The sequence below is a fragment of the Burkholderia dolosa genome, assembly GCF_902499135.1.
Taxonomy (GTDB): domain Bacteria; phylum Pseudomonadota; class Gammaproteobacteria; order Burkholderiales; family Burkholderiaceae; genus Burkholderia; species Burkholderia dolosa.
On record NZ_CABVPR010000008.1, the window covers coordinates 1 to 18,910 of the forward strand.

General features: G+C 68.1%; 15 protein-coding genes. 6 read left to right on the forward strand and 9 right to left on the reverse strand.

Features of this window, described 5'->3' with window-relative positions:
• From BUB20358_RS05705 to proP, 3 genes are all read left to right on the forward strand, one after another.
• On the forward strand, nt 1-423 hold a 423-nt coding region (locus BUB20358_RS05705; RefSeq protein WP_425125543.1), incomplete at its 5' end, for an AMP-binding enzyme.
• 224 nt (nt 424-647) lie between these two features.
• Nucleotides 648-1,715 carry a porin gene (locus BUB20358_RS05710; RefSeq protein ID WP_035975503.1) on the forward strand — a complete coding sequence of 356 codons (1,068 nt, stop codon included), beginning with the start codon at nt 648-650 and terminating at the stop codon, nt 1,713-1,715.
• 541 nt (nt 1,716-2,256) lie between these two features.
• Nucleotides 2,257-3,726 (forward strand): glycine betaine/L-proline transporter ProP, encoded by a 1,470-nt coding sequence (proP, locus tag BUB20358_RS05715; RefSeq protein WP_045552377.1) that lies wholly within the window; start codon nt 2,257-2,259, stop codon nt 3,724-3,726.
• 36 nt (nt 3,727-3,762) lie between these two features.
• Here proP and BUB20358_RS05720 read toward each other — a convergent pair whose 3' ends face one another.
• From BUB20358_RS05720 to BUB20358_RS05745, 6 genes are all read right to left on the reverse strand, one after another.
• Entirely contained in the window at nt 3,763-4,587 is an 825-nt protein-coding gene (locus BUB20358_RS05720) for an alpha/beta fold hydrolase (protein WP_006767100.1), read from the reverse strand.
• Nucleotides 4,588-4,790: 203 nt separating this feature from the next.
• The gene (locus BUB20358_RS05725; protein WP_006767099.1) at nt 4,791-6,350 is read right to left on the reverse strand and encodes a methyl-accepting chemotaxis protein; all 1,560 of its coding nucleotides are present in this window, start codon (nt 6,348-6,350) and stop codon (nt 4,791-4,793) included.
• A gap of 173 nt (nt 6,351-6,523) precedes the next feature.
• Complete coding sequence (locus BUB20358_RS05730; protein WP_035975501.1) at nt 6,524-7,615, reverse strand: lactonase family protein; 1,092 nt, start codon at nt 7,613-7,615, stop codon at nt 6,524-6,526.
• 88 nt (nt 7,616-7,703) lie between these two features.
• A complete protein-coding gene (locus BUB20358_RS05735; protein ID WP_035975500.1) occupies nt 7,704-9,056 on the reverse strand; it encodes a TRAP transporter large permease in 1,353 nt (450 codons plus the stop codon).
• A 5-nt stretch (nt 9,057-9,061) separates the two neighbouring features.
• Complete coding sequence (locus tag BUB20358_RS05740) at nt 9,062-9,634, reverse strand: TRAP transporter small permease (RefSeq protein ID WP_006767097.1); 573 nt, start codon at nt 9,632-9,634, stop codon at nt 9,062-9,064.
• Complete coding sequence (locus tag BUB20358_RS05745) at nt 9,631-10,617, reverse strand: TRAP transporter substrate-binding protein (protein ID WP_035976070.1); 987 nt, start codon at nt 10,615-10,617, stop codon at nt 9,631-9,633. Before BUB20358_RS05745 ends, BUB20358_RS05740 begins: the two co-directional genes overlap by 4 nt.
• A gap of 511 nt (nt 10,618-11,128) precedes the next feature.
• Here BUB20358_RS05745 and BUB20358_RS05750 point away from each other — a divergent pair.
• Together BUB20358_RS05750 and BUB20358_RS05755 are read left to right on the forward strand one after the other, a co-directional pair.
• Complete coding sequence (locus BUB20358_RS05750; protein WP_045552346.1) at nt 11,129-13,282, forward strand: glycoside hydrolase family 28 protein; 2,154 nt, start codon at nt 11,129-11,131, stop codon at nt 13,280-13,282.
• 164 nt (nt 13,283-13,446) lie between these two features.
• On the forward strand, nt 13,447-13,644 hold the full coding sequence (locus tag BUB20358_RS05755; RefSeq protein ID WP_035975499.1) for a hypothetical protein: 198 nt from the start codon (nt 13,447-13,449) through the stop codon (nt 13,642-13,644).
• A 1-nt stretch (nt 13,645) separates the two neighbouring features.
• On the opposite strand, the gene BUB20358_RS05760 is transcribed toward BUB20358_RS05755, so the two are convergent.
• Complete coding sequence (locus BUB20358_RS05760; protein ID WP_035976064.1) at nt 13,646-14,683, reverse strand: LysR family transcriptional regulator; 1,038 nt, start codon at nt 14,681-14,683, stop codon at nt 13,646-13,648.
• 94 nt (nt 14,684-14,777) lie between these two features.
• Nucleotides 14,778-15,521: an SDR family oxidoreductase gene (locus tag BUB20358_RS05765; RefSeq protein WP_006767094.1), complete on the reverse strand. Its 744-nt coding sequence runs from the start codon at nt 15,519-15,521 to the stop codon at nt 14,778-14,780.
• A 192-nt stretch (nt 15,522-15,713) separates the two neighbouring features.
• Here BUB20358_RS05765 and pdxR point away from each other — a divergent pair, with 192 nt between their 5' ends.
• Nucleotides 15,714-17,246: a MocR-like pyridoxine biosynthesis transcription factor PdxR gene (gene pdxR, locus BUB20358_RS05770; protein WP_035975497.1), complete on the forward strand. Its 1,533-nt coding sequence runs from the start codon at nt 15,714-15,716 to the stop codon at nt 17,244-17,246.
• Nucleotides 17,247-17,284: 38 nt separating this feature from the next.
• Here pdxR and BUB20358_RS05775 read toward each other — a convergent pair whose 3' ends face one another.
• Complete coding sequence (locus BUB20358_RS05775) at nt 17,285-18,853, reverse strand: DHA2 family efflux MFS transporter permease subunit (RefSeq protein WP_035976063.1); 1,569 nt, start codon at nt 18,851-18,853, stop codon at nt 17,285-17,287.
• Nucleotides 18,854-18,910: the final 57 nt, after the last annotated feature.

The following is an 18,910-nucleotide window of genomic DNA, read 5'->3' on the forward strand; positions in this document are numbered from 1 at the left end:
GGCTACTTCACGATCATGGGCCGCATCGACGACGTGCTGAACGTGTCGGGTCACCGCCTGGGCACGATGGAGATCGAGTCGGCGCTGGTTGCGCACGAGCTGGTGGCGGAGGCGGCGGTGGTCGGCCGACCGGACGACACGACCGGCGAGGCGGTGGTCGCGTTCGTGGTGCTCAAGCGTTCGCGGCCGGAGGGCGAAGAGGCGAAGGCGCTGGCGAAGGATCTGCGCGACTGGGTCGGCAAGCAGATCGGGCCGATCGCGAAGCCGAAGGACATCCGCTTCGGCGACAACCTGCCGAAAACGCGCTCGGGCAAGATCATGCGGCGTCTGCTGCGCTCGCTCGCGAAGGGCGAGGCGATCACGCAGGACACGTCCACGCTCGAGAATCCGGCGATTCTCGAGCAGCTCGGCCGGTCGCTCTGAACGACGAGGCCGGCATCGCCGGCCTCACCCGACATCCTCGACGCACGCGCGTTCCGGCGCCCATCTCCGCCACGAACTCGCAACCCGCGACCGGCACCGGCCGCATACGTGCGTCCCGCCGCGCGCCACCTGCATGCGCGGCCTGCGCGACGGACACCGCTGCGCGGGCGTCCGTCGAATTCCCTGTTCGATGCATCGACGTACAACAACACCGGAGACACCCGATGAGAAACAAGATCGTGATCGGCTGCGCCGCGCTCGCGGGCGCACTGACCAGTACCGCCGGCTTCGCGCAAAGCAGCGTGACGCTGTACGGCAACCTCGACGCCGCGTTGCTGTATACGAGCAAGACGCTGGACTCGGCGACGGGCAAGAACGCAGGCCATCAGTTCGCGATGACCGACACCGGCATGACGCCGACGACGTTCGGGATGATGGGCACCGAAGATCTCGGCGGCGGCCTCAAAGCGAAATTCCAGCTCGAAAGCGGCTTCGCCGTCACCAACGGCGCGTTCGCCCATTCGAACGGCAACTTCTTCGGCCGCCAGGCATGGGTCGGGCTCGACGGTGGCTTCGGCACGCTCAAGGCCGGCGTCCAGTATTCGCCGTTCCTGCTCGCACTGTTCGATTCGGATCCGCGCGGTTTTTCGCACTTCGGCAGCGGGCTCGTCAACTACGTCGACAACGTGCTCGTGACGGGCCTGTTCAATCCGAACGCCGTGTCGTATACGAGCCCGACGATCGCCGGCCTCACCGGCAGCGCGATGTTCGCGTTCGGCGGCAAGGCCGGCGACTTCCAGGCCGGCCGCCAGTATTCGGCGAGCGTCAAGTACGAGCACGGCGGCTTCATGATCAACGCCGCGTTCTACGACGGCAACGACGGCACGAGCCCGACGCCGACGCCGAGCACCGTCGCGTTCGTCGGCCGCACGATCGGCGCCGCGTACCGGTTCGGCCCGGTCACTGCAAAGGCATCGTTCGCGAGCTACAAGGTCGGCGGCTCGTTCAGCAACAACGTGTACGGCGGCGGCCTCGACTATCAGGCGACGCCGGCCGTCGACCTGAACAGCGGCGTGTGGTTCACCCGCGATCGCAACGACACGGCGAATCACTCGCTGCTCGCGGCGCTCGGCGCGACCTACAGTCTGTCGAAGGCGACCGCGCTGTACGCGCAGGTCGCGATGGTCGACAACCACGGCGCGATGAACACCGGGCTCGGGATCACCAACGCGCTTTATGCGGTCGCCGGCACGACCGTCGGCGCGAACGTCGGGATCCGGCATACGTTCTGACGCGTGGGCGGCGGCTGTGCGGGTCGGCGGCCGCCGCCCGGCGTTCGCGGGTCGCTCGTCGGTTTCGGAATGCCTGCTGCGACGGTACGCCATCGCTCCGCGCGGCTCGAGCGGTGTGCCAGTCGGTTTGCGGGTCAGCTTGCAGGTCGGAGCGCAAACCGGAGCGCGACATGTCGATCGTCGGCATCGCGTAGGCCCCGCCGCCCTCGCGACGACCGCGATTCGCGCACGTCCGGTATCCGGTATAGGCCGCCGTCGCTGCAGCACGAACCGCCGTTCCCGTTGCCGGCCGTCGTAAGCGGCGTGTTGTCCGCCGCCGCCATCCGTGTCGTTTACGACCGATTTCCGGGCGCATGACCGATAGTCGCCCTCGCTCGTTTCTCTACACTGCTTCACACAACATGCCTGCCCGATGTCGCCGGCCGCGCGCCGTCATGCCGACATCGGCGCGATCCCGACACATCCGTCTGCGTCCCCGACGGTCGGCGCGCAGCACGCGCGCGCCGCGCGGCCGGTCGCCGAGCCCATTCAGGAGACTTCATTGAGTTCATCGCAAGCGCACCGCGCGAAAGCCCGATCTTCGCGCCAGTCCGTCAAGCTGGATGACATCACGATCGTCGACCCCGCGGTCCTCAAGCGTGCGGTCGGCGCAATGGCGTTCGGCAATGCGATGGAGTGGTTCGACTTCGGCGTGTACAGCTACATCGCCGTCACGCTCGGCAAGGTGTTCTTCCCGTCCAGCAGTCCGTCCGCGCAGCTGCTCGCGACCTTCGGCACGTTCGCGGCCGCGTTTGTCGTGCGCCCGCTCGGCGGCATGGTGTTCGGCCCGCTCGGCGATCGCATCGGCCGCCAGCGCGTGCTCGCTGCGACGATGATCATGATGGCCGTCGGCACGTTCGCGATCGGCCTGATTCCGAGCTACGCGTCGATCGGCATCATGGCGCCGGTGCTGCTGCTCGTCGCCCGCCTCGTGCAGGGCTTTTCGACCGGCGGCGAATACGGCGGCGCCGCGACCTTCATCGCCGAATTCTCGACCGACAAGCGCCGCGGCTTCATGGGCAGCTTCCTCGAATTCGGTACGCTGATCGGCTACACGCTCGGCGCGGCCACCGTTGCCGCGCTGACCGCGACGCTGTCGCACGACGCACTGCTGTCGTGGGGCTGGCGCGTGCCGTTCTTCATCGCCGGCCCGCTCGGCCTCGTCGGCCTGTACGTGCGGCTGAAGCTCGAGGAAACGCCGGCGTTCAAAAAGGAAGCCGAAGCGCGCGAGGCCGACGAACGCGCGCGCCCGAAACAGCGCTTCGGCACGCTGCTCGCCGAGCAATGGAAGCCGCTGCTCCAGTGCGTCGGGCTCGTGCTGATCTTCAATGTGACCGACTACATGGCGTTGTCGTATCTGCCGAGCTATCTGTCGGCGACGCTGCACTTCGACGAATCGCACGGGCTGTTCCTGGTGCTGCTCGTGATGGTGCTGATGATGCCGATGACGCTGTACGCCGGGCATCTGTCGGACAAGCTCGGCCGCAAGCCGGTGATGATGTTCGGCTGCGTGGGTTTGCTCGTGCTGTCGGTGCCGGCGCTGCTGCTGATCCGCACCGGCGGCACGCTCGCCGTGTTCGGCGGGATGATGATCTACGGCACGCTGCTGTCGACGTTCACCGGCGTGATGCCGTCCGCGCTGCCCGCGCTGTTTCCGACGCGGATCCGCTACGGCGCGCTCGCGATCGGCTTCAACGTGTCGGTGTCGCTGTTCGGCGGCACGACGCCGCTCGTGACCGCGTGGCTCGTCGATCGCACCGGCGACCTGATGATGCCCGCGTACTACCTGATGGGCGCGTCGTTCATCGGGATCGTGTCGGTGCTCGCGCTGCGCGAGACCGCGCGCCAGCCGCTGCCGGGCTCCGGCCCGTGCGTGTCGAGCCGCGCGGAAGCGCTGAGCCTGCTGCGCGGCGATGCCGGCGACGTGCGCGTGCGCGAGCGCAAGTTCACGCCGATCGGCGAACGCGTGTGATGCGGCGCGAGGCCGCGCGGCTCGCCCGTTCGCGCGTCAGCTCGCCGCGAGCTGCTGCTCGTCGAACCAGTCGAGCAGCGCGCGCGTGACGAATGCCGGATTCTCCAGATTCGAGATGTGGCCCGCATCCGGCACGAGCAGATGCCGGCAGCCGATCACGCCCGCCATCTTCTCGGTTTCCGACGGCGGACGCGCGACGTCGCCGGCGCCGCACATCAGCAGCGTGCGCGCGGGATCGAGCGCGGACAGCGTCGACAGCGTGTCGGGCCGCCCGAAGATCAGCCGGCCGAGCGGGACGATCGACTGCCGCAGCCGGTCTTCCGGCAAGCTCTCGAGCGCCCGGCGAAACGCGGCCGGCACCGGGTCCGCCAGATTCGCGCCCGGCCGGAAGAACAGCGGCACGATCGCGTCGAGCAGCGCGGGCGCGATGCGGCCGGCGGCCTCGATCGCGTCCAGCATCGCGAAGTAGCGCGTGCGCGTCGCGACGGGCTCGGCCTCCAGCGACGCATCCATGATCACGAGCGAACGCACGCGCTGCGGCTCGCGCAGCGCGAGCCGTGCGCCCCACATGCCGCCGACGCTGAGCCCGACGACCGCACATCGGTCGATCTGCAGCGCATCGAGCAGCGCGCTCGCGTGCGCGGCGAGATCGTCGAGCGTCTGCGTGCCGTCCGGCAGCGCGCCGGATGCGCCGTGCCCCCACAGGTCGGGCACGATCACGCGATACCGGCGCGACAGCGCGTCGATCTGCGGCGCCCACATCGCCGCGTCCCACAAATAGCTATGTCCGAGCAGCACCGGAAATCCGGTGCCGTGATCCTGGTAGTGCAGCGTGCTGTGTCGAACGGTATGAGCGGGCATCGGGCCTCCGGTGTCGGGACGATCGGCGGCGGCCCGCGAGCGGGCGCCGGTCAGTGCCGCGCGACGAGCGACGCGGCGCCGCGCATTATCGCACAGCGCGAAAAAACGTGCGTGACACGTGCACGCCGGTTCGCGCGGCGACGCGTCGCTTCGCATCGGCGCCCGTCCGACGTCGCCGCGCCCCCGCCTGTTTGCCCGCCGCTTCAGCGCGCGTGCGCGATACGAAACACCGACATCGCAGCCTGCATCGAGCTTGCCTGATTCTCGAGCGCGGTCGCGGCCGCGCTCGCCTGCTCGACGAGCGCCGCGTTCTGCTGCGTCATCCGGTCCATCTGCGTGACCGCCTGTCCGACCTGATCGATGCCCGCGCTCTGCTCGACCGTCGCGGTCGTGATCTCGGTCATGATCGTCGCGACGCGCCGCACCGACGATACGATCTCGTCCATTGCGCGGCCGGCCTGCGACACCAGTTCGTTGCCGTTGCGCACGTCGTCGATCGACGCGCCGATCAATTGACGGATCTCGCGCGCGGCGCTGGCACTGCGCTGCGCGAGCGTGCGCACCTCGCCCGCGACGACCGCGAAGCCGCGCCCGTGCTCGCCCGCGCGCGCCGATTCGACTGCCGCGTTCAGCGCGAGGATGTTGGTCTGGAACGCGATTCCGTCGATCATCGCGGTGATTTCCGCGATCTTCTGCGAGCTCGCATTGATCACGCCCATCATGTCGACCGCACGGCCGACGAGCTCGCCGCCCTGCTGCGCGAGATCGGCCGCGCTCGCGGCGAGCGTGCTCGCCTGCTGCGCGTTGTCCGCGTTCTGGCGCACCGTCGACGTCAGCTGCTCCATGCTCGCGGCGGTTTCCTCGAGCGACGCGGACTGCTCTTCGGTGCGGCTCGACAGATCGAGGTTGCCCGCCGCGATTTCGCGCGCGGCCGTATGGATCGCATCGCTGCTGTCGCGCATTCCGGCCACCGTCGCCGCGAGTCCGGCCCGCATGCGCTTCATCGCGGCGAACAACTGGCCGATCTCGTTTCGGCCGGCGTCGGGCACGTTCACGGTCAGGTCGTTCGACGCGATGCGGTCGAGCAGCGCGGCGGCGTTCGCGAGCGGCTGCGACACGATCCGGCGCAGCGCGAAGTGCGTCGCGACGATCAGCGCGAGCGCGAGTGCGACGCCGATGCCGACCATCGCGATGATGCGCGTGTACGCGGCGTTGTCGTCGGCGATCGTGTCCTCCGACAGCTTGTTCGCGACGCGCTGGAATTTCTCGACGTTCGCCGAATAGACCTGCCCGGCGATCGTGATCTCCTTGTCGTTGATGGTTGCGTACGCAGCGGTGTCGCCGCTGCGCAGCGCGTCGGCCGCGCGCGCGAGAATGGTCGCGAGCTGCGTCGACGAATCGACGAGCGCGCGCTTCAGGTCCGCATCGACGCCGTCGATCGTCGGCATGCTCTGGAAGGCCTGCGTTTCCTTCGCGGACAGATCGAACGTGCGCTGCGCACTCTGCAGCGCCGAATCGCGCTGCGCCGGGTCGTTGTGTTCCTTCAGCGCCGCGTACGCGCGCACGAGCGCCGAACGCGTGCGCGTGCTGTCCTTGTACGCGTCGTTGACGATCAACGTCTGCGCGGCGATTTCATGCAGCCGCTTCGCGTTCGTATTCGCATTGCCGAGCGCGACGATCCCGACGGCGCCGCCGATGACGATCATCGTCGCAAAGGTCGCCAGAACGGCGAGCAAACTGTTTTTTACCTTCAGGTCGCGCATGGTGAATCGGCTCGTGGAGTTTTACCTTATCGGTTAACGGCACCGATCGCGGCAACTTGATTCGATTCACTAATATTTCGACGTGCGATCGCACCTCGCGACACGAGATTCGCCGAACGGCGACGCGCGCGCCGACCGGCAAGCCGCCGGGGCTGCGCGCCGCGTCGCACCCGTCAGTTGGTCCCGTCGTACGTGACGATCTCGACCCAGTTCGCGCCCTTGCCGACCGGATACTTGCCGATCTCGTCGAGACGGCCCGTGTTCGCGTCGATCCGGTATACGGCGAGCGTCGGCGACAGTTGGCCGGCCGCGAGCAGATACTTGCCCGACGGATCGATCGCGAAGCCGCGCGGCTGCTTCTCGGTCGCGAACGTGCCGATGCGCGCGAGCTTGCCCGACGCGGAATCGACGCGGTACGCGGCGAGCGTGCTCGACGTGCGCTCCGACGCATACAGGAATTTGCCGTCCGGCGTCAGATGCAGGTCGGCGCCCCACGGCTTGTCGCCGTTGAAGTCGGGCGGCAGGATCGACACCGTCTGAATCGGCCGCACGTCGTCGCCGCCACGCGACAGCGCGAGCACGTGCAGCTTGCCGTCGAGTTCGTCGATCAGGTACGCGAAGCGCCCGTTCGACGAAAACACGAAATGGCGCGGGCCCGATTTTTCCGGCAGCCGGTACGCAGGCGTCGCGACGTCGGCGAGCCTGCCGGTCGATGCGTCGAACGGCAGCCGCAGCCACGCATCCGCGCCGAGCACCGATGCGAATACGTGCCGGCCGTCCGGCGACTGTCGAATCGCATGCGCCATCGGGCCGGTCTTCACCGTCTGCTGCACGTCGCCGGCGACGCCGTTCTCGGCGATCCGGTTCACCGCGAGCAGGTTGCCGCCGTACGACGCGGAAAACAGATAGCGGCCCGACGCGTCGGTCGACACGTACGCCATGCTGTCGGCGAGCGGCGCGCGACCGAGCTCGCTCAGCCGGCCGTCGAGCGGATTGATCGCGAAGCTGACGACGCGATACGGCGTCGAGCGCAGCGCCGCATAGAGGCGACGATGATCCGGCGACAGCGTCATCGGCATCACGGTGCCGTCGACCGGCACGGTTTCGATCGCGGTCAGCGTGCCGTTCGACGCGTCGACGCCGAACACCGAGATGTCGCGGCTGTCGCTGTTCGATACGTACGCATACGTGGCCGCGTGCGCGAGCGACGCGGCCATCGCGAATGCGGCTGCCGCAACGGCGCGCACGAGAGAGTTCGTTTTCATGGGCTTCGGAAGTCGGAAGGGAGCGCAGCGCGGCGCGGCGCCGATCGACCGGAGTCGTGCGGCGCCGCGGCCGGCGGCATGCAGTCGATCAATACACCGGATGCCCGCTGATCAGGCTCGGCAGCCACGTCGAGAAGAACGGCAGATACGTGACGATGTTGATCGCGCTGAAGATCGCGATGTAGTAAGGCCACGCCATCTTCGTCGTCTCGCCGATCGACACGTTGCCGATCGCGCAGCCGACGAACTGCACGGAGCCGATCGGCGGATGCACGAGGCCGAGCGAGCAGTTCAGCAGCAGCATGATCCCGAACTGCACGGGCCCGACGCCGCACGCCATCGCGATCGGCAGGAACAGCGGCGTCGTGATCAGGATGTGCGCGGCCATGTCGACGAACGTGCCGAGAAACACCTGGATGATGTTGATGTACAGCAGCATCAGCCACGGCGCGGCGGTCGACTGCTTCAGCAGCCCCTCGATCGCGTCCGGAATCTCCAGATACGACATCTGGAAGCGCAGCATGTTGGACACCGCGATCAGCAGCAGCACGACACCGGTCGTGCGCGCCGCATGCGACAGTGCGCGGCGCAGCTTCTCGACGGTCAGCGTCCGGTAGACGATCGCGGTCAGCACGAGCGAGTAGACGACGGCGATCGCGGCCGCTTCGGTCGCGGTCGCAATGCCCTTCGCGACGCACACGAGGATGATCGCGATCACCATCAGCCCCGGCACCGCGCCGACGAAGCTGCGCGCCACCGCATACCAGCCGGGGAACGCGGGCAGCGCCGACGAACCGTCCGCGCGGCGCGGATAGCCGTGACGCACCGCTTGCCAGTACGCGGCGGCGAGCACGAAGCCCATCACCCACAGCACCGGCAGCAGTCCGGAGAACAGCAGATCGCCGATCGACACGCCGCTGACCGGCTGACCGTTCAGCACGCCGGTGATTCCCTGCGCGGCGAACGCGTAGATGATCATGTTGGTCGACGTCGGCATCAGCGCGCCGGCCAGCGACGCGTGCGTGGTCACGTTGACCGCGTACGCGGCGCTGTAGCCTTCGCGCTTCATCAGCGGGATCACCACGCCGCCCATCGCGGACGTATCGGCGGTCGGCGAACCCGACACGCCGCCGAACAGCGTGCACGCGACGACGTTCGCCATCCCGAGCCCGCCGCGGAAGTGGCCGACGGTCGCCTGCGCGAACCGCAGGATGCGATCGGCGATGCCGCCGTGCAGCATCAGTTCGCCGGAGAAGATGAAGAACGGCACCGCGAGGAACGAGAACGCGTTCATCCCCGAGATCATCGCCTGCATCGCGGTCGCGATCGGCAGCCCTTCGACCATGTAGGTGAGCACGCACGCTATCCCGAGCGCGAACGACACGGGCACGCCGAGCACGAGGAAAATCAGAAAACTGACGGACAGGATCGCGAGTTCCATGGCGTTTAGTGTGTTGAAGCGCGACGAAGCGCGAGCAGGTGCTCGAGCGAGAACAGGATGATCGCGACCGCCGCGGGGATCGTGATCAGGTAGCGCACGCCTTCGGGCAGTCCGATGATCGGAATGCGATCGCCCATCGTCTCCGCGGCCATGCTGCCGCAGCCGGTCAGAATCGCGACGGCGAACGCGATCAGGCTCAGATGCTGAATCGCGACGACCACGTCGCGCGCGCGCGGCGACAGGCGCCGCACGAACGAATCGAGACCGATGTGGCCGCCGTCGCGCACCTTCATCGCCGCACCGAACATCGCGATCACGATCACGAGCAGCAGCGCGATCGGCTCGACGAAGTCCGGCGCGTTCTCGAACACGTAGCGCATCACGACCGCGTAGAACACCAGCACGGTAAGCGCGGCGAGACAGAGCGACGCGATCACCGCGAGCGTGCGAAACAGCACGTCGTTCACGCCGCGCAGAAACGGCACCGCCGGCGGGCGGGCGGCTGCGGTGCCGTCGCCGGCAGCGCCGGCCGACGAGCCGGCGGCCGCCGCGCTGTCCAGGGAAGTGTGACGCGTCACTTGATGGCCTCGATCTCGTCGACGATCTGCTTCATCTGCGGCGTCTTCTCGTACTTCGCCCACAGCGGCTGCATCGCCTTCACGAATGCCGCGCGGTCGATCTGCGACGCCGGCACGATCTTCGCGCCGCCCTTCGTGACGATCTGCTGCGCGGACGCCTCGCGCGCGGTCCACAGCTTCTGGTAGTACGGCACCGAGTCGGCCGCCGCCTTCTTGATCGCCGCCTGCTCTTCCGGCGTCAGCTTGTCCCACACCTTCTTCGAGAACACCAGCACTTCGGGCGTCATCGCATGCTGCGTTTCCGAGTAGTCGGGCGCGACCTCGAAGTGCTTCGTTTCCTCGTACGACGGCAGGTTGTTTTCCGCCGCGTCGACGAGGCCGGTCTTCAGGCCCGTGTAGACCTCGGCGAACGGCATCGGCGTCGGCGTGCCGCCCATCGCCTTGATTTCGTCGACCATCAGGTCGGACGGTTGCACGCGCACCTTCAGCCCCTTCATGTCGGCCGGCGAGCGCACCGGGCGCTTCGCGTAGATCGAGCGCGCGCCGCTCTCGTAGAACGTCAGCGCGATCATCCCCTTCGCCGCGAACGCATCGAGGATCTTCTGGCCGGCCGGGCCGTACATCGCCTTGCGGAAATGGTCGATGTCGCGGAACAGGAACGGCAGCGACGGGATCAGCGACTCCGGCACGATCTCGTTGAACGACGCGCCGTTCACGCGCGCCATGTCGATCGCGCCGATGCGGACCTGATCGACCGTGTCCTTCTCCGAACCGAGCGCGCTGTTGCCGAACACCTTGATTGAATCCTTGCCGCCCGTGAGCTTCGACAGCTCTTCGCCCATGTACTTCACCGCCATGTTGGTCGGGAAGTTGTCGCCGTGCACGTCGGCCGAGCGGAACACGCGTGCGTGCGCGGACACGGCGAAGCCGGCCATCAGCGCGACGGCCAGTGCGACACGGGAGCGGGTGAATCGGTGCTTCATCGTCAGTCTCCTGGATGGTTGATCGTTGTTGCGCGGCGATCCGTCGGCATGCGCGAGGTCGGCCATGCGCGGCTCCGCGTCGCAGAGTCATACGTCGTATGACGTGTTCGGCAACTTTACGTCGGTTAACCGTTTAACTCACTTGGTGCATACCCCTATAAGCAGCGCTGTAGCGGGCTTTTGACCGAATAAGGGGAACAGCCTTCTCTGTTTTATAGGCAGCGAGCGAAACGTTTTCCGGAAATACGGGCGAGCTCGAACGATCCGGCGACGATGCGATTTCACCGCAATCGACGCCCATCTTTCGCTCAAACCGTTCGTCGTTATAGGATGACTGACCACAATAACAACACGGTTGCGCGGTGCCACAAGCACGCGTCGGCCGTGCGGCGCGCTCGGCGCGAGCGCGCCCGTCACACCACCGCGGCAACCCGCGCCGCGGCCCGCGCCGACGCGATCCGATATTCAACCGGCGTGGCCGCAGGCCATGCCATACCAGGAGACATCCGTCATGACACCCCGACTTTTCCGGCCGGCCGGACGCACGCGCGTGCTCGGCCTGCTCGCCGCATTGCTCGCGAGCGCCGCCGCGCTGAGCGCATGCGGCGGCGACGATTCCAGTACGGCCGGCAACGTGGCCGCCACCGCGCCGCCTGCGTCCACCGCGTTCCAGGTCGGCACGACCACCGTCGATCCGAACCTGCCGGCCGAACCCGCGCTGCCCACCGACACGCAGGTCTGCAGCACGCTGGAGGCGGCCAATACACTCGTCAGCCGTCCGGACGGCTCGCTGCCGCCGGAGGCCGACCCGTCGACGCCGGGCGTCGGCAAGGCGGTGTCGAGCGCGACCGCGAACCCCGATCAGGCGCGCATTCAGGCCGCGCTCGACGCATGCGGCGCCGCCGTGGACGCCGAAGTCGGCGCAGCGATCGCAGCAGCCGATGCCGCGGCCACCGCCGCGCAGAAGGCGGCGGCCGTGCCGAACGTGAACATCGCCGGCGCGTCGGGCGAGGAGCTCGCGAAGCCGCAGTACCGTGCGAGCAAGTTCGCGGTGCGCCTCGTCGTCAATCATGCGGGGCCGGGCAACGGCTTCATCAGCGGGCCGCTCACGCTGCCGTCCGGCGTCACGCTGTGGATCGACAAGGGCGTCACGCTGTATGCGTCGCGCGACGTGAAGGCGTACGCACCGAACGTCGCCGGCCCGTATTGCGGAAACACCGCGGTCAGCGCGACGAAGGCCGGCAGCTCGTCGAACTGCGCCGCGCTGATCACCGGCACGAACCTCGTGAATTCGGCGGTGGTCGGCGACGGCCGCATCGACGGGCGCGGCTACGCGGAACTCGTGACGTCCGACGCGAAGTATCCGCTGATGAAGGTCGACATGACGTGCTCGAACACGTACGCCGCATACAGGAACGGCACCGTCGCGCCGGACGGCACCGCGTGCGACAACGGCGGGACCGTCGTCGATTCGAAGTCGACCGTGCGCAACATGACGTGGTGGGATCTCGCGTACCTCGGCAATATGGTGCAGAACGGCACGACCGGCTTCGGCTCGCAGTCGAACTTCCGGCTGATGGTGTTCAACTACGCGAAAAACCTGACGCTGTATCGGATCACGCTGAACAACAGCCCGAATTTCCACGTGGTACCGAGCGGCGTGGACGGCCTGACGATCTGGAACGTGAGGGTGCAGACGCCGACGCTCGCCGCGTTCGCGAACCCGGCCGGCAACGGCAACCCGCTGTACAACGGGCAGACGTTCAACGCGGACAACGTGAAAAACACCGATGCGTTCGATCCGGGCTCCGCGTCGAAGCCCATTTCGGCGGCACTGTCGACCGGCAGCACGACGACGTCGGCCGCGCCGGTTTCGTTCGACGGCTATCTGAAGAACTTCGTGTTCGCGTACAACTACGTGAGCACCGGCGACGACGACATCGCGCTCAAGGGCAGCAACAACCCGTCGCCGGCCGGTTCGCAGCTGTTCGGCATCGACGGCAATCGCGACGTGCGCGCCGACCGCAAGTGGGGTGTCGTGATCGCGCACAACCACATCTACTGGGGGCACGGCGTCTCGATCGGCAGCGAAACGAACGGCGGCGTGACCAACGTGCAGGTGTACGACAACGCGTTCTGGGATTCCGAGGAAGGATTGCGGATCAAGTCCGACTACGCGCGCGGCGGCGAAGTCAGCAACATCCGCTACTCGAACATCTGCATCCGCGATGCGAAGAACGCGCTGCTGTTCACGCCGTACTACAGCACGAAGGCAGTGCCGGCCGGCGGTCCGCTGTATCCGAACTTCCACGACATCTCGATCGCGAACGTGATGATCATGGGCGACGCAGGCGTGAAGCTGCAGGGCTTCGAAGCGAATACGGGCGGCTACGGCGAGCCGGCGTTCCCGCTCGTGATGTCGCTCAGCGACGTGGTGGCCGACACGCCTGACGGCATCTCGGTGATCGCGTCGGATGCGAACCTCACGCTGCACAACGTGAACCTGCCGGTGTTCGCGTCGACCGCGAATCGCGTCGTCGTAAACGGCGAGGCGACGCGCAACGCGCGCCCCGCGAACGTCGTCGACTGCAGCAAGGCGTTCGTCGACTTCCCCGGCATCGATCAGTCGAACCCGTTCGGCACGACCTGGGCACCGTCGTTGTAACTTTCGCGCGCCTGCACGGGGACGGCGGCGCTCGCCCGGACGTCCCCGTCCGCGCGCTCGGCGCGTCTTGCGCGCGCGTCCGCTGCGAACGCGCGCGCGTGCCGCCGCACAGGCACGCGCGATGCGTCGCCCAACGACGCACGAAACGCGACAGGAGGTGTGCGATGCAGACGAACCAGCGTTCAGGCGAACAACCGCCGCACGAGCGTCCGCTGAATCCCGGCGACGAAGGGCCGGCCGATGCGCCGGGCGTCGGCGAGGATCTGTGCGGCGCGTGTCACGGCACCGGCACCGTCGAAGGCCGCGCGTGCACGGTATGCGGCGGCACCGGCAAAGTACTGCAGGGAATCGGCGGAGGCTGACTCACGCGGCCAGGCCCGCCGACGCCACGTCGCTGCCGGTCGCACCCAGCCACGAGATGCAGTCCAGGTCGAGCGCGCGGATCTGCTCGGTCATGAAATCGACGAACACGCGAATGCGCGTCGGCAGATGCTGGCGGCTCAGATAGCAGATGTAATGACCGCGATCGTCCGGCGCGTGATTCGCGAGCGCGACGACGAGCTCGCCGCGCGCGACCGGGTCGCGCACCTGATAGCCGGCGAGCTGCGCGAGGCCCGCGCCGTCGAGCACCGCGCGCAGCACGAGATCCGCGTCGTTGAACGTCAGTCGCGCGGTCGGCGTGTACTTCTGCACGCGGCCGTCCACCTTGAACTCCCATTCCGACACGCGGCCGTTCGACGCGCGAAAGTTGATGCACGCGTGGCGGCCGAGGTCTTCCACGCTGCGCGGCAGCCCGTGCGCCGCGACATACGACGGCGCCGCGCACAGCGCCATCTGCATCGGAATCAGCTGCCGCGCGATGATGCTCGAGTCCTCGATGCGTCCGTTGCGAAACGACACGTCGATGCGCTCCGACACCAGATCGAGCGGCCGGTCGTCGAGCAGCAGATCGATGACGATGTCCGGGTACGCGTTCGCGAATTTCTCGAGCAGCGGCGCCACGACCTTTCTGCCGAAGCCGACCGCCGAGCCGATACGGAGCAGCCCGCGCGGCGGGCCCTGCCGCAGCTCGAGCATGTCGTTCATCGCCTCGACGATCTGCGCGACGCCCGGGTGGCAGTTCTCGAAGAAGCGCTGCCCTTCGCACGTGAGCTCCGTCGTGCGCGTGGTGCGCTGAAAGAGCCGCGTGCTCAACTGCGCTTCGAGCTTCTGCACGTTGCGGCTCACCGCGGGACGGCCGACGCCGAGCCGCTCGGCGGCCTTCGTGAAGCTCCCTTCGCTCGCGACCGCGACGAATGCGACGATGCCCGCGTAGCTCGCACCGAAGCTCGTCGACAATGCGTCCGCGCCGCCGGGCAGCTCGACACGAACGCCGCATCCCGGTTTGTTCGACTGATTCATGATCGCTGCCCCCACCGATGTCGTTCGATCCGAACGCTGCGCGAGTGCCGGCAGCCGCCGGCGCATCGACGCGCGTACCCGCGCGAATCGCGGCTCAGCGTGTCGCGAGCCACTGATCGACGCCGATGCGGCCCAGTCGCGCATCGCCGAGCGGCACCAGCGACTTTTCCTCGACGCGTCCGCCGTAGTAGCGCGCTTGCGGATCGGTGAGCACCGTGCGCGGATCGCCGACGGACTTCAGATAGCGCGCGACGATCTGCGCGAACGGCGCGCGGTCCGGGCCCGCGATGTCGATCGTGCCGTTCAGCGGCACGGCGAGCGCGGTCCGCGCGACCATCAGCGCGACGTCTTCCGCCGCGATCGGCTGAAACAGACCGTCGCCGATGCGCACCGTGCCGCCGTCCGTACCGGCGTCCGCGATGCCGCCGATGAACTCCATGAACTGCGTCGCCCGCACGATCGTGTACGGCACGCCCGCCGCTTCGATCGCCTGCTCCTGCGCGACCTTGGCCGCAAAGTAGCCGTTGTCCGGCATGCGGTCGCAGCCGACGATCGACAGCGCGACGTGATGGCGCACGCCCGCGGCCACTTCGGCCTTGCCGAGATTGCGCGCCGACGTGCGGAAGAAATCGAGCACGGCCTGCGGCTCCCATGACGGCGCGTTCGACACGTCGACGACGACGTCCGCGCCCGTCAGCGCGTCGGTCAGCCCTTCGCCGGTGACGGTGTCGACGCCGGTACGCGGCGACGCGGCAAGCGCCTGATGGCCGGCTTCGCCGAGCAGCGTGACGACACGCGAGCCGATCAGCCCGGAACCGCCGATTACAACGATCTTCATCGCAAATTCTCCTGACGAAAGGGATGCATTCGAACACGCGGATGGACGATGGGTGCCCGCGCGGACCGCGCTCGTCGCCACTGCCGCATCGCGTGACGCAAGTGTGGAAGAATCATGTCCTATCGTTAAGTGCCAAGAATCGTCGATCCGACTGATCCATCCCGTATCGGCTCCCCGTTCCGCGAGACTGCGATGACCGCACCAGCGCCCACCCTCACCATCGAAATCGACCGGCGGCACCAATTGCCGATCTATCTGCAGATCTGCGAGCGGTTCCGGACCGCGATCGCGGCGGGCCATCTGCGGCCCGGCGATCGCGTGCCGGCGCTGCGCGGTCTCGCGACGCAGCTGAACACGGCGCGCGGCACCGTCGAACAGGCGTACACGATCCTCGTCGACGAAGGCTATCTGCAGATGCGCGGGGCGGCCGGCACGTTCGTGTCGCCGTCGCTGCCCGCAGCGCTGACGCGCGCCGCCGCGCCCGCACGGACGCCGAACCGGATGCAACGCATCGACGCGGCCGGCGTGCCCGCATCGCGCGACGCGCGCGCGGATGCGCCGCCGCCGCGCCAGCCGCCGATCGCGGTCGCGATGAGCGGCGAGCCGCGCCCGCTGCAGCCGGGGTTGCCGGCGCTCGACGCGTTTCCGCGCAAGGTGTGGCACCGGCTCGTGTCGCAGCGCGCGCGCAGCGGCGAACGCGCACTGCTCGGCTATCCGAATCCGGCCGGCTATCGGCCGCTGCGCGAGCACATCGCGACGTATCTCGCGCTGTCCCGCGGCGTCACGTGCGTGCCCGAGCAGGTGTTCGTCACCGGCGGCTATCGCGCGACGCTGGAGCTGGTGCTGCGCAGCCTCGCGCGTCCGAACGATCGCGTGTGGTTCGAGGATCCCGGCTATCTGCTCGCCCGCAGCTTCCTGTCGGAGACCGGCGTGCAGCTCGTCCCGGTGCCGGTGGACGCCGAAGGGCTGGACGTCGCGCGCGGCGTGCAGCTGGATGCGCACGCACGCTTCGCGCTCGTCACGCCGTCGCATCAGAGCCCGCTCGGCCATACGCTGTCGCTCGCCCGGCGCATCGCATTGCTCGACTGGGCGGAGAAGGCGTCCGCATGGATCGTCGAGGACGACTACGACAGCGAATTCCGCTACGTGGGCCGCCCGCTGCCAGCGCTGAAGAGCCTCGACCGGCGCGATCACGTGATCTACTGCAGCACGTTCAGCAAGGTGATGTATCCGGGCTTGCGGCTCGCGTATGCGGTCGTGCCCGAGCGCGCGGTCGAACGCGTCGAGCGCGTCGCCTGCAGCATGAACGCCGGCGCGCCGACGCTGCTGCAGGCGGCCACCGCCGACTTCATCGAGCACGGACATTTCGCGCGGCATCTGAAGCGCATGCGCGCGCTGTACGGCGAACGGCGCACGCTGATCGTGCACGCGCTGCAGCACGCGTTCGGCGACCGGCTGATCGTCGAGCCGCCGCCAGGCGGCATCCAGTTCGCGGTGCAGTTTCCCGACGCTGCCGACGGCCCGGTCGACGACGTCGCGGTCGCCGCACGCGCGCGCGACGCGGGGCTCGCGGTGCTGCCGCTGTCGATCTGGTACGCGAACGGCCGCACGCAGCAGACGCGGCGCGGGCTCATCGTCGGATTCGCGAACGTTGTCGATGCCGGCGACGCGCGCCGCCTCGCGAATACGCTGTGCGACTGCCTGCGCGATGGCGAGCGCGGCTGACGCGGCGCCGCGCGCCGACGCACGCCGGTCGCCACGCTTCAATGCGCGCCCGCGGCCGCCGCGCCGCCCGCGCCCTTCCCCGGCTTCGTCAGCCAGATCAGCGGAATGATCGCGACGAAGATCATCGACGACAGCCAGAAGATGTCGTTCAGCCCGAGCATCGCGGCCTGCGCGTTGAGCGACTGCTCGAAGAACGCGCTCGCCTGGCCCGCGCTGCCGCCGAGCGTCGCGCGCAGCGTGTCGAGCGCGCCCGCATAGAGCGGATCGTTCGCGCTCGAGTGCTCGGCGAGCTGAGCGTGATGCAGGATCGTCCGGTTGTTCCAGCCGGTCGTCACGAGCGACGTGCCGACACCGCCCGCGAACACGCGCACGAAGTTCGACAGCCCGGCCGCGGCCGGAATCCTGTCCGCCGGCAGGCCCGACAGGATGATCGCAGTCAGCGGCACGAAGAACAGCGCGGTCGGAATGCCTTGCAGCAGCGTCGGCACGATCAGCGTCCACGGATCGACGCCGGTCGTGTAGCGGGAGCGCAGGAAGAACACGCCCGCATAGCCGGCGAACGCGAGCGTCGCCAGCACGCGCGCATCCGACTTCGGCATGAGCTTCGCCATCACCGGCGCGAGCAGGACCGCGAAAATGCCGAGCGGCGCCGTCACGAGTCCCGCATCGACGGACCGGTAGCCGAGATAGCCCTGGATCCACTGCGGCAGGATGACCAGATTCGCGAAGAACACCGCGTATGCGACCGATATCGCGATCGTGCCGCCGCGGAAATTGCCGACCGAGAAAAGCCGGATGTCGACGATCGGGTTCTTCTCCGTGAGCTCCCAGATCAGGAAGAACAGAAAGCCGACCGCGGCGACGGCCGCGAGCGCGCAGATCGCCGGCGAGCTGAACCAGTCGAGATCCTTGCCCTTGTCGAGCATGATCTGCAGCGACGCGACCCACACGATCAGCGCGACGAGGCCGACCTTGTCGATCGGCAGCCGGCGTGTCGGCGATTCGCGGTCGCGATAGATCATCCACGTCGCGCCCGCCGCGAACAGGCCGACCGGAATGTTGATGTAGAAGATCCACGACCAGCTGTAGCTGTCGGTAATCCAGCCGCCGAGCGCGGGGCCGGCGATCGGGCCGACGGTCGCCGTCATCGACCACAGCGCCAGCGCGGTCGCGCTCTTCTCCTTCGGATACGAGCCGAGCAGGATCGCCTGCGACAGCGGAATCAGCGGGCCGGCGACGAGCCCCTGCAGCACGCGCGCGATCAGCAGCACGAGCAGATTCGGCGCGATGCCGCACAGCCACGACGACAGCACGAACAGCACGATCGCGGCGACGAACAGCCTGATCTGGCCGACGCGCTGCGTGAACCAGCCGGTCAGCGGAATGGCGACCGCATTGGCCGCCGAAAACAGCGTGATCACCCACGTGCCTTCGTCGACCGATACGCCGAGGTTGCCCGAGATGGTTGGAATCGCAACGTTCGCGATCGACGAATCGAGCACGTTCATGAACGTCGCGAGCGCGACCGCAAACGTCGCGAGCACGCGCTTGGCGCCGACGAGCGGCGGCGGCGGTGGCGGCGGCACCGCGTGTGTCGAGGCAGTCATCGTATTGGCCATCCGGTGGGTTTCGACGGGCGCGCCGCATGCGCGGCCGGTGCGAAA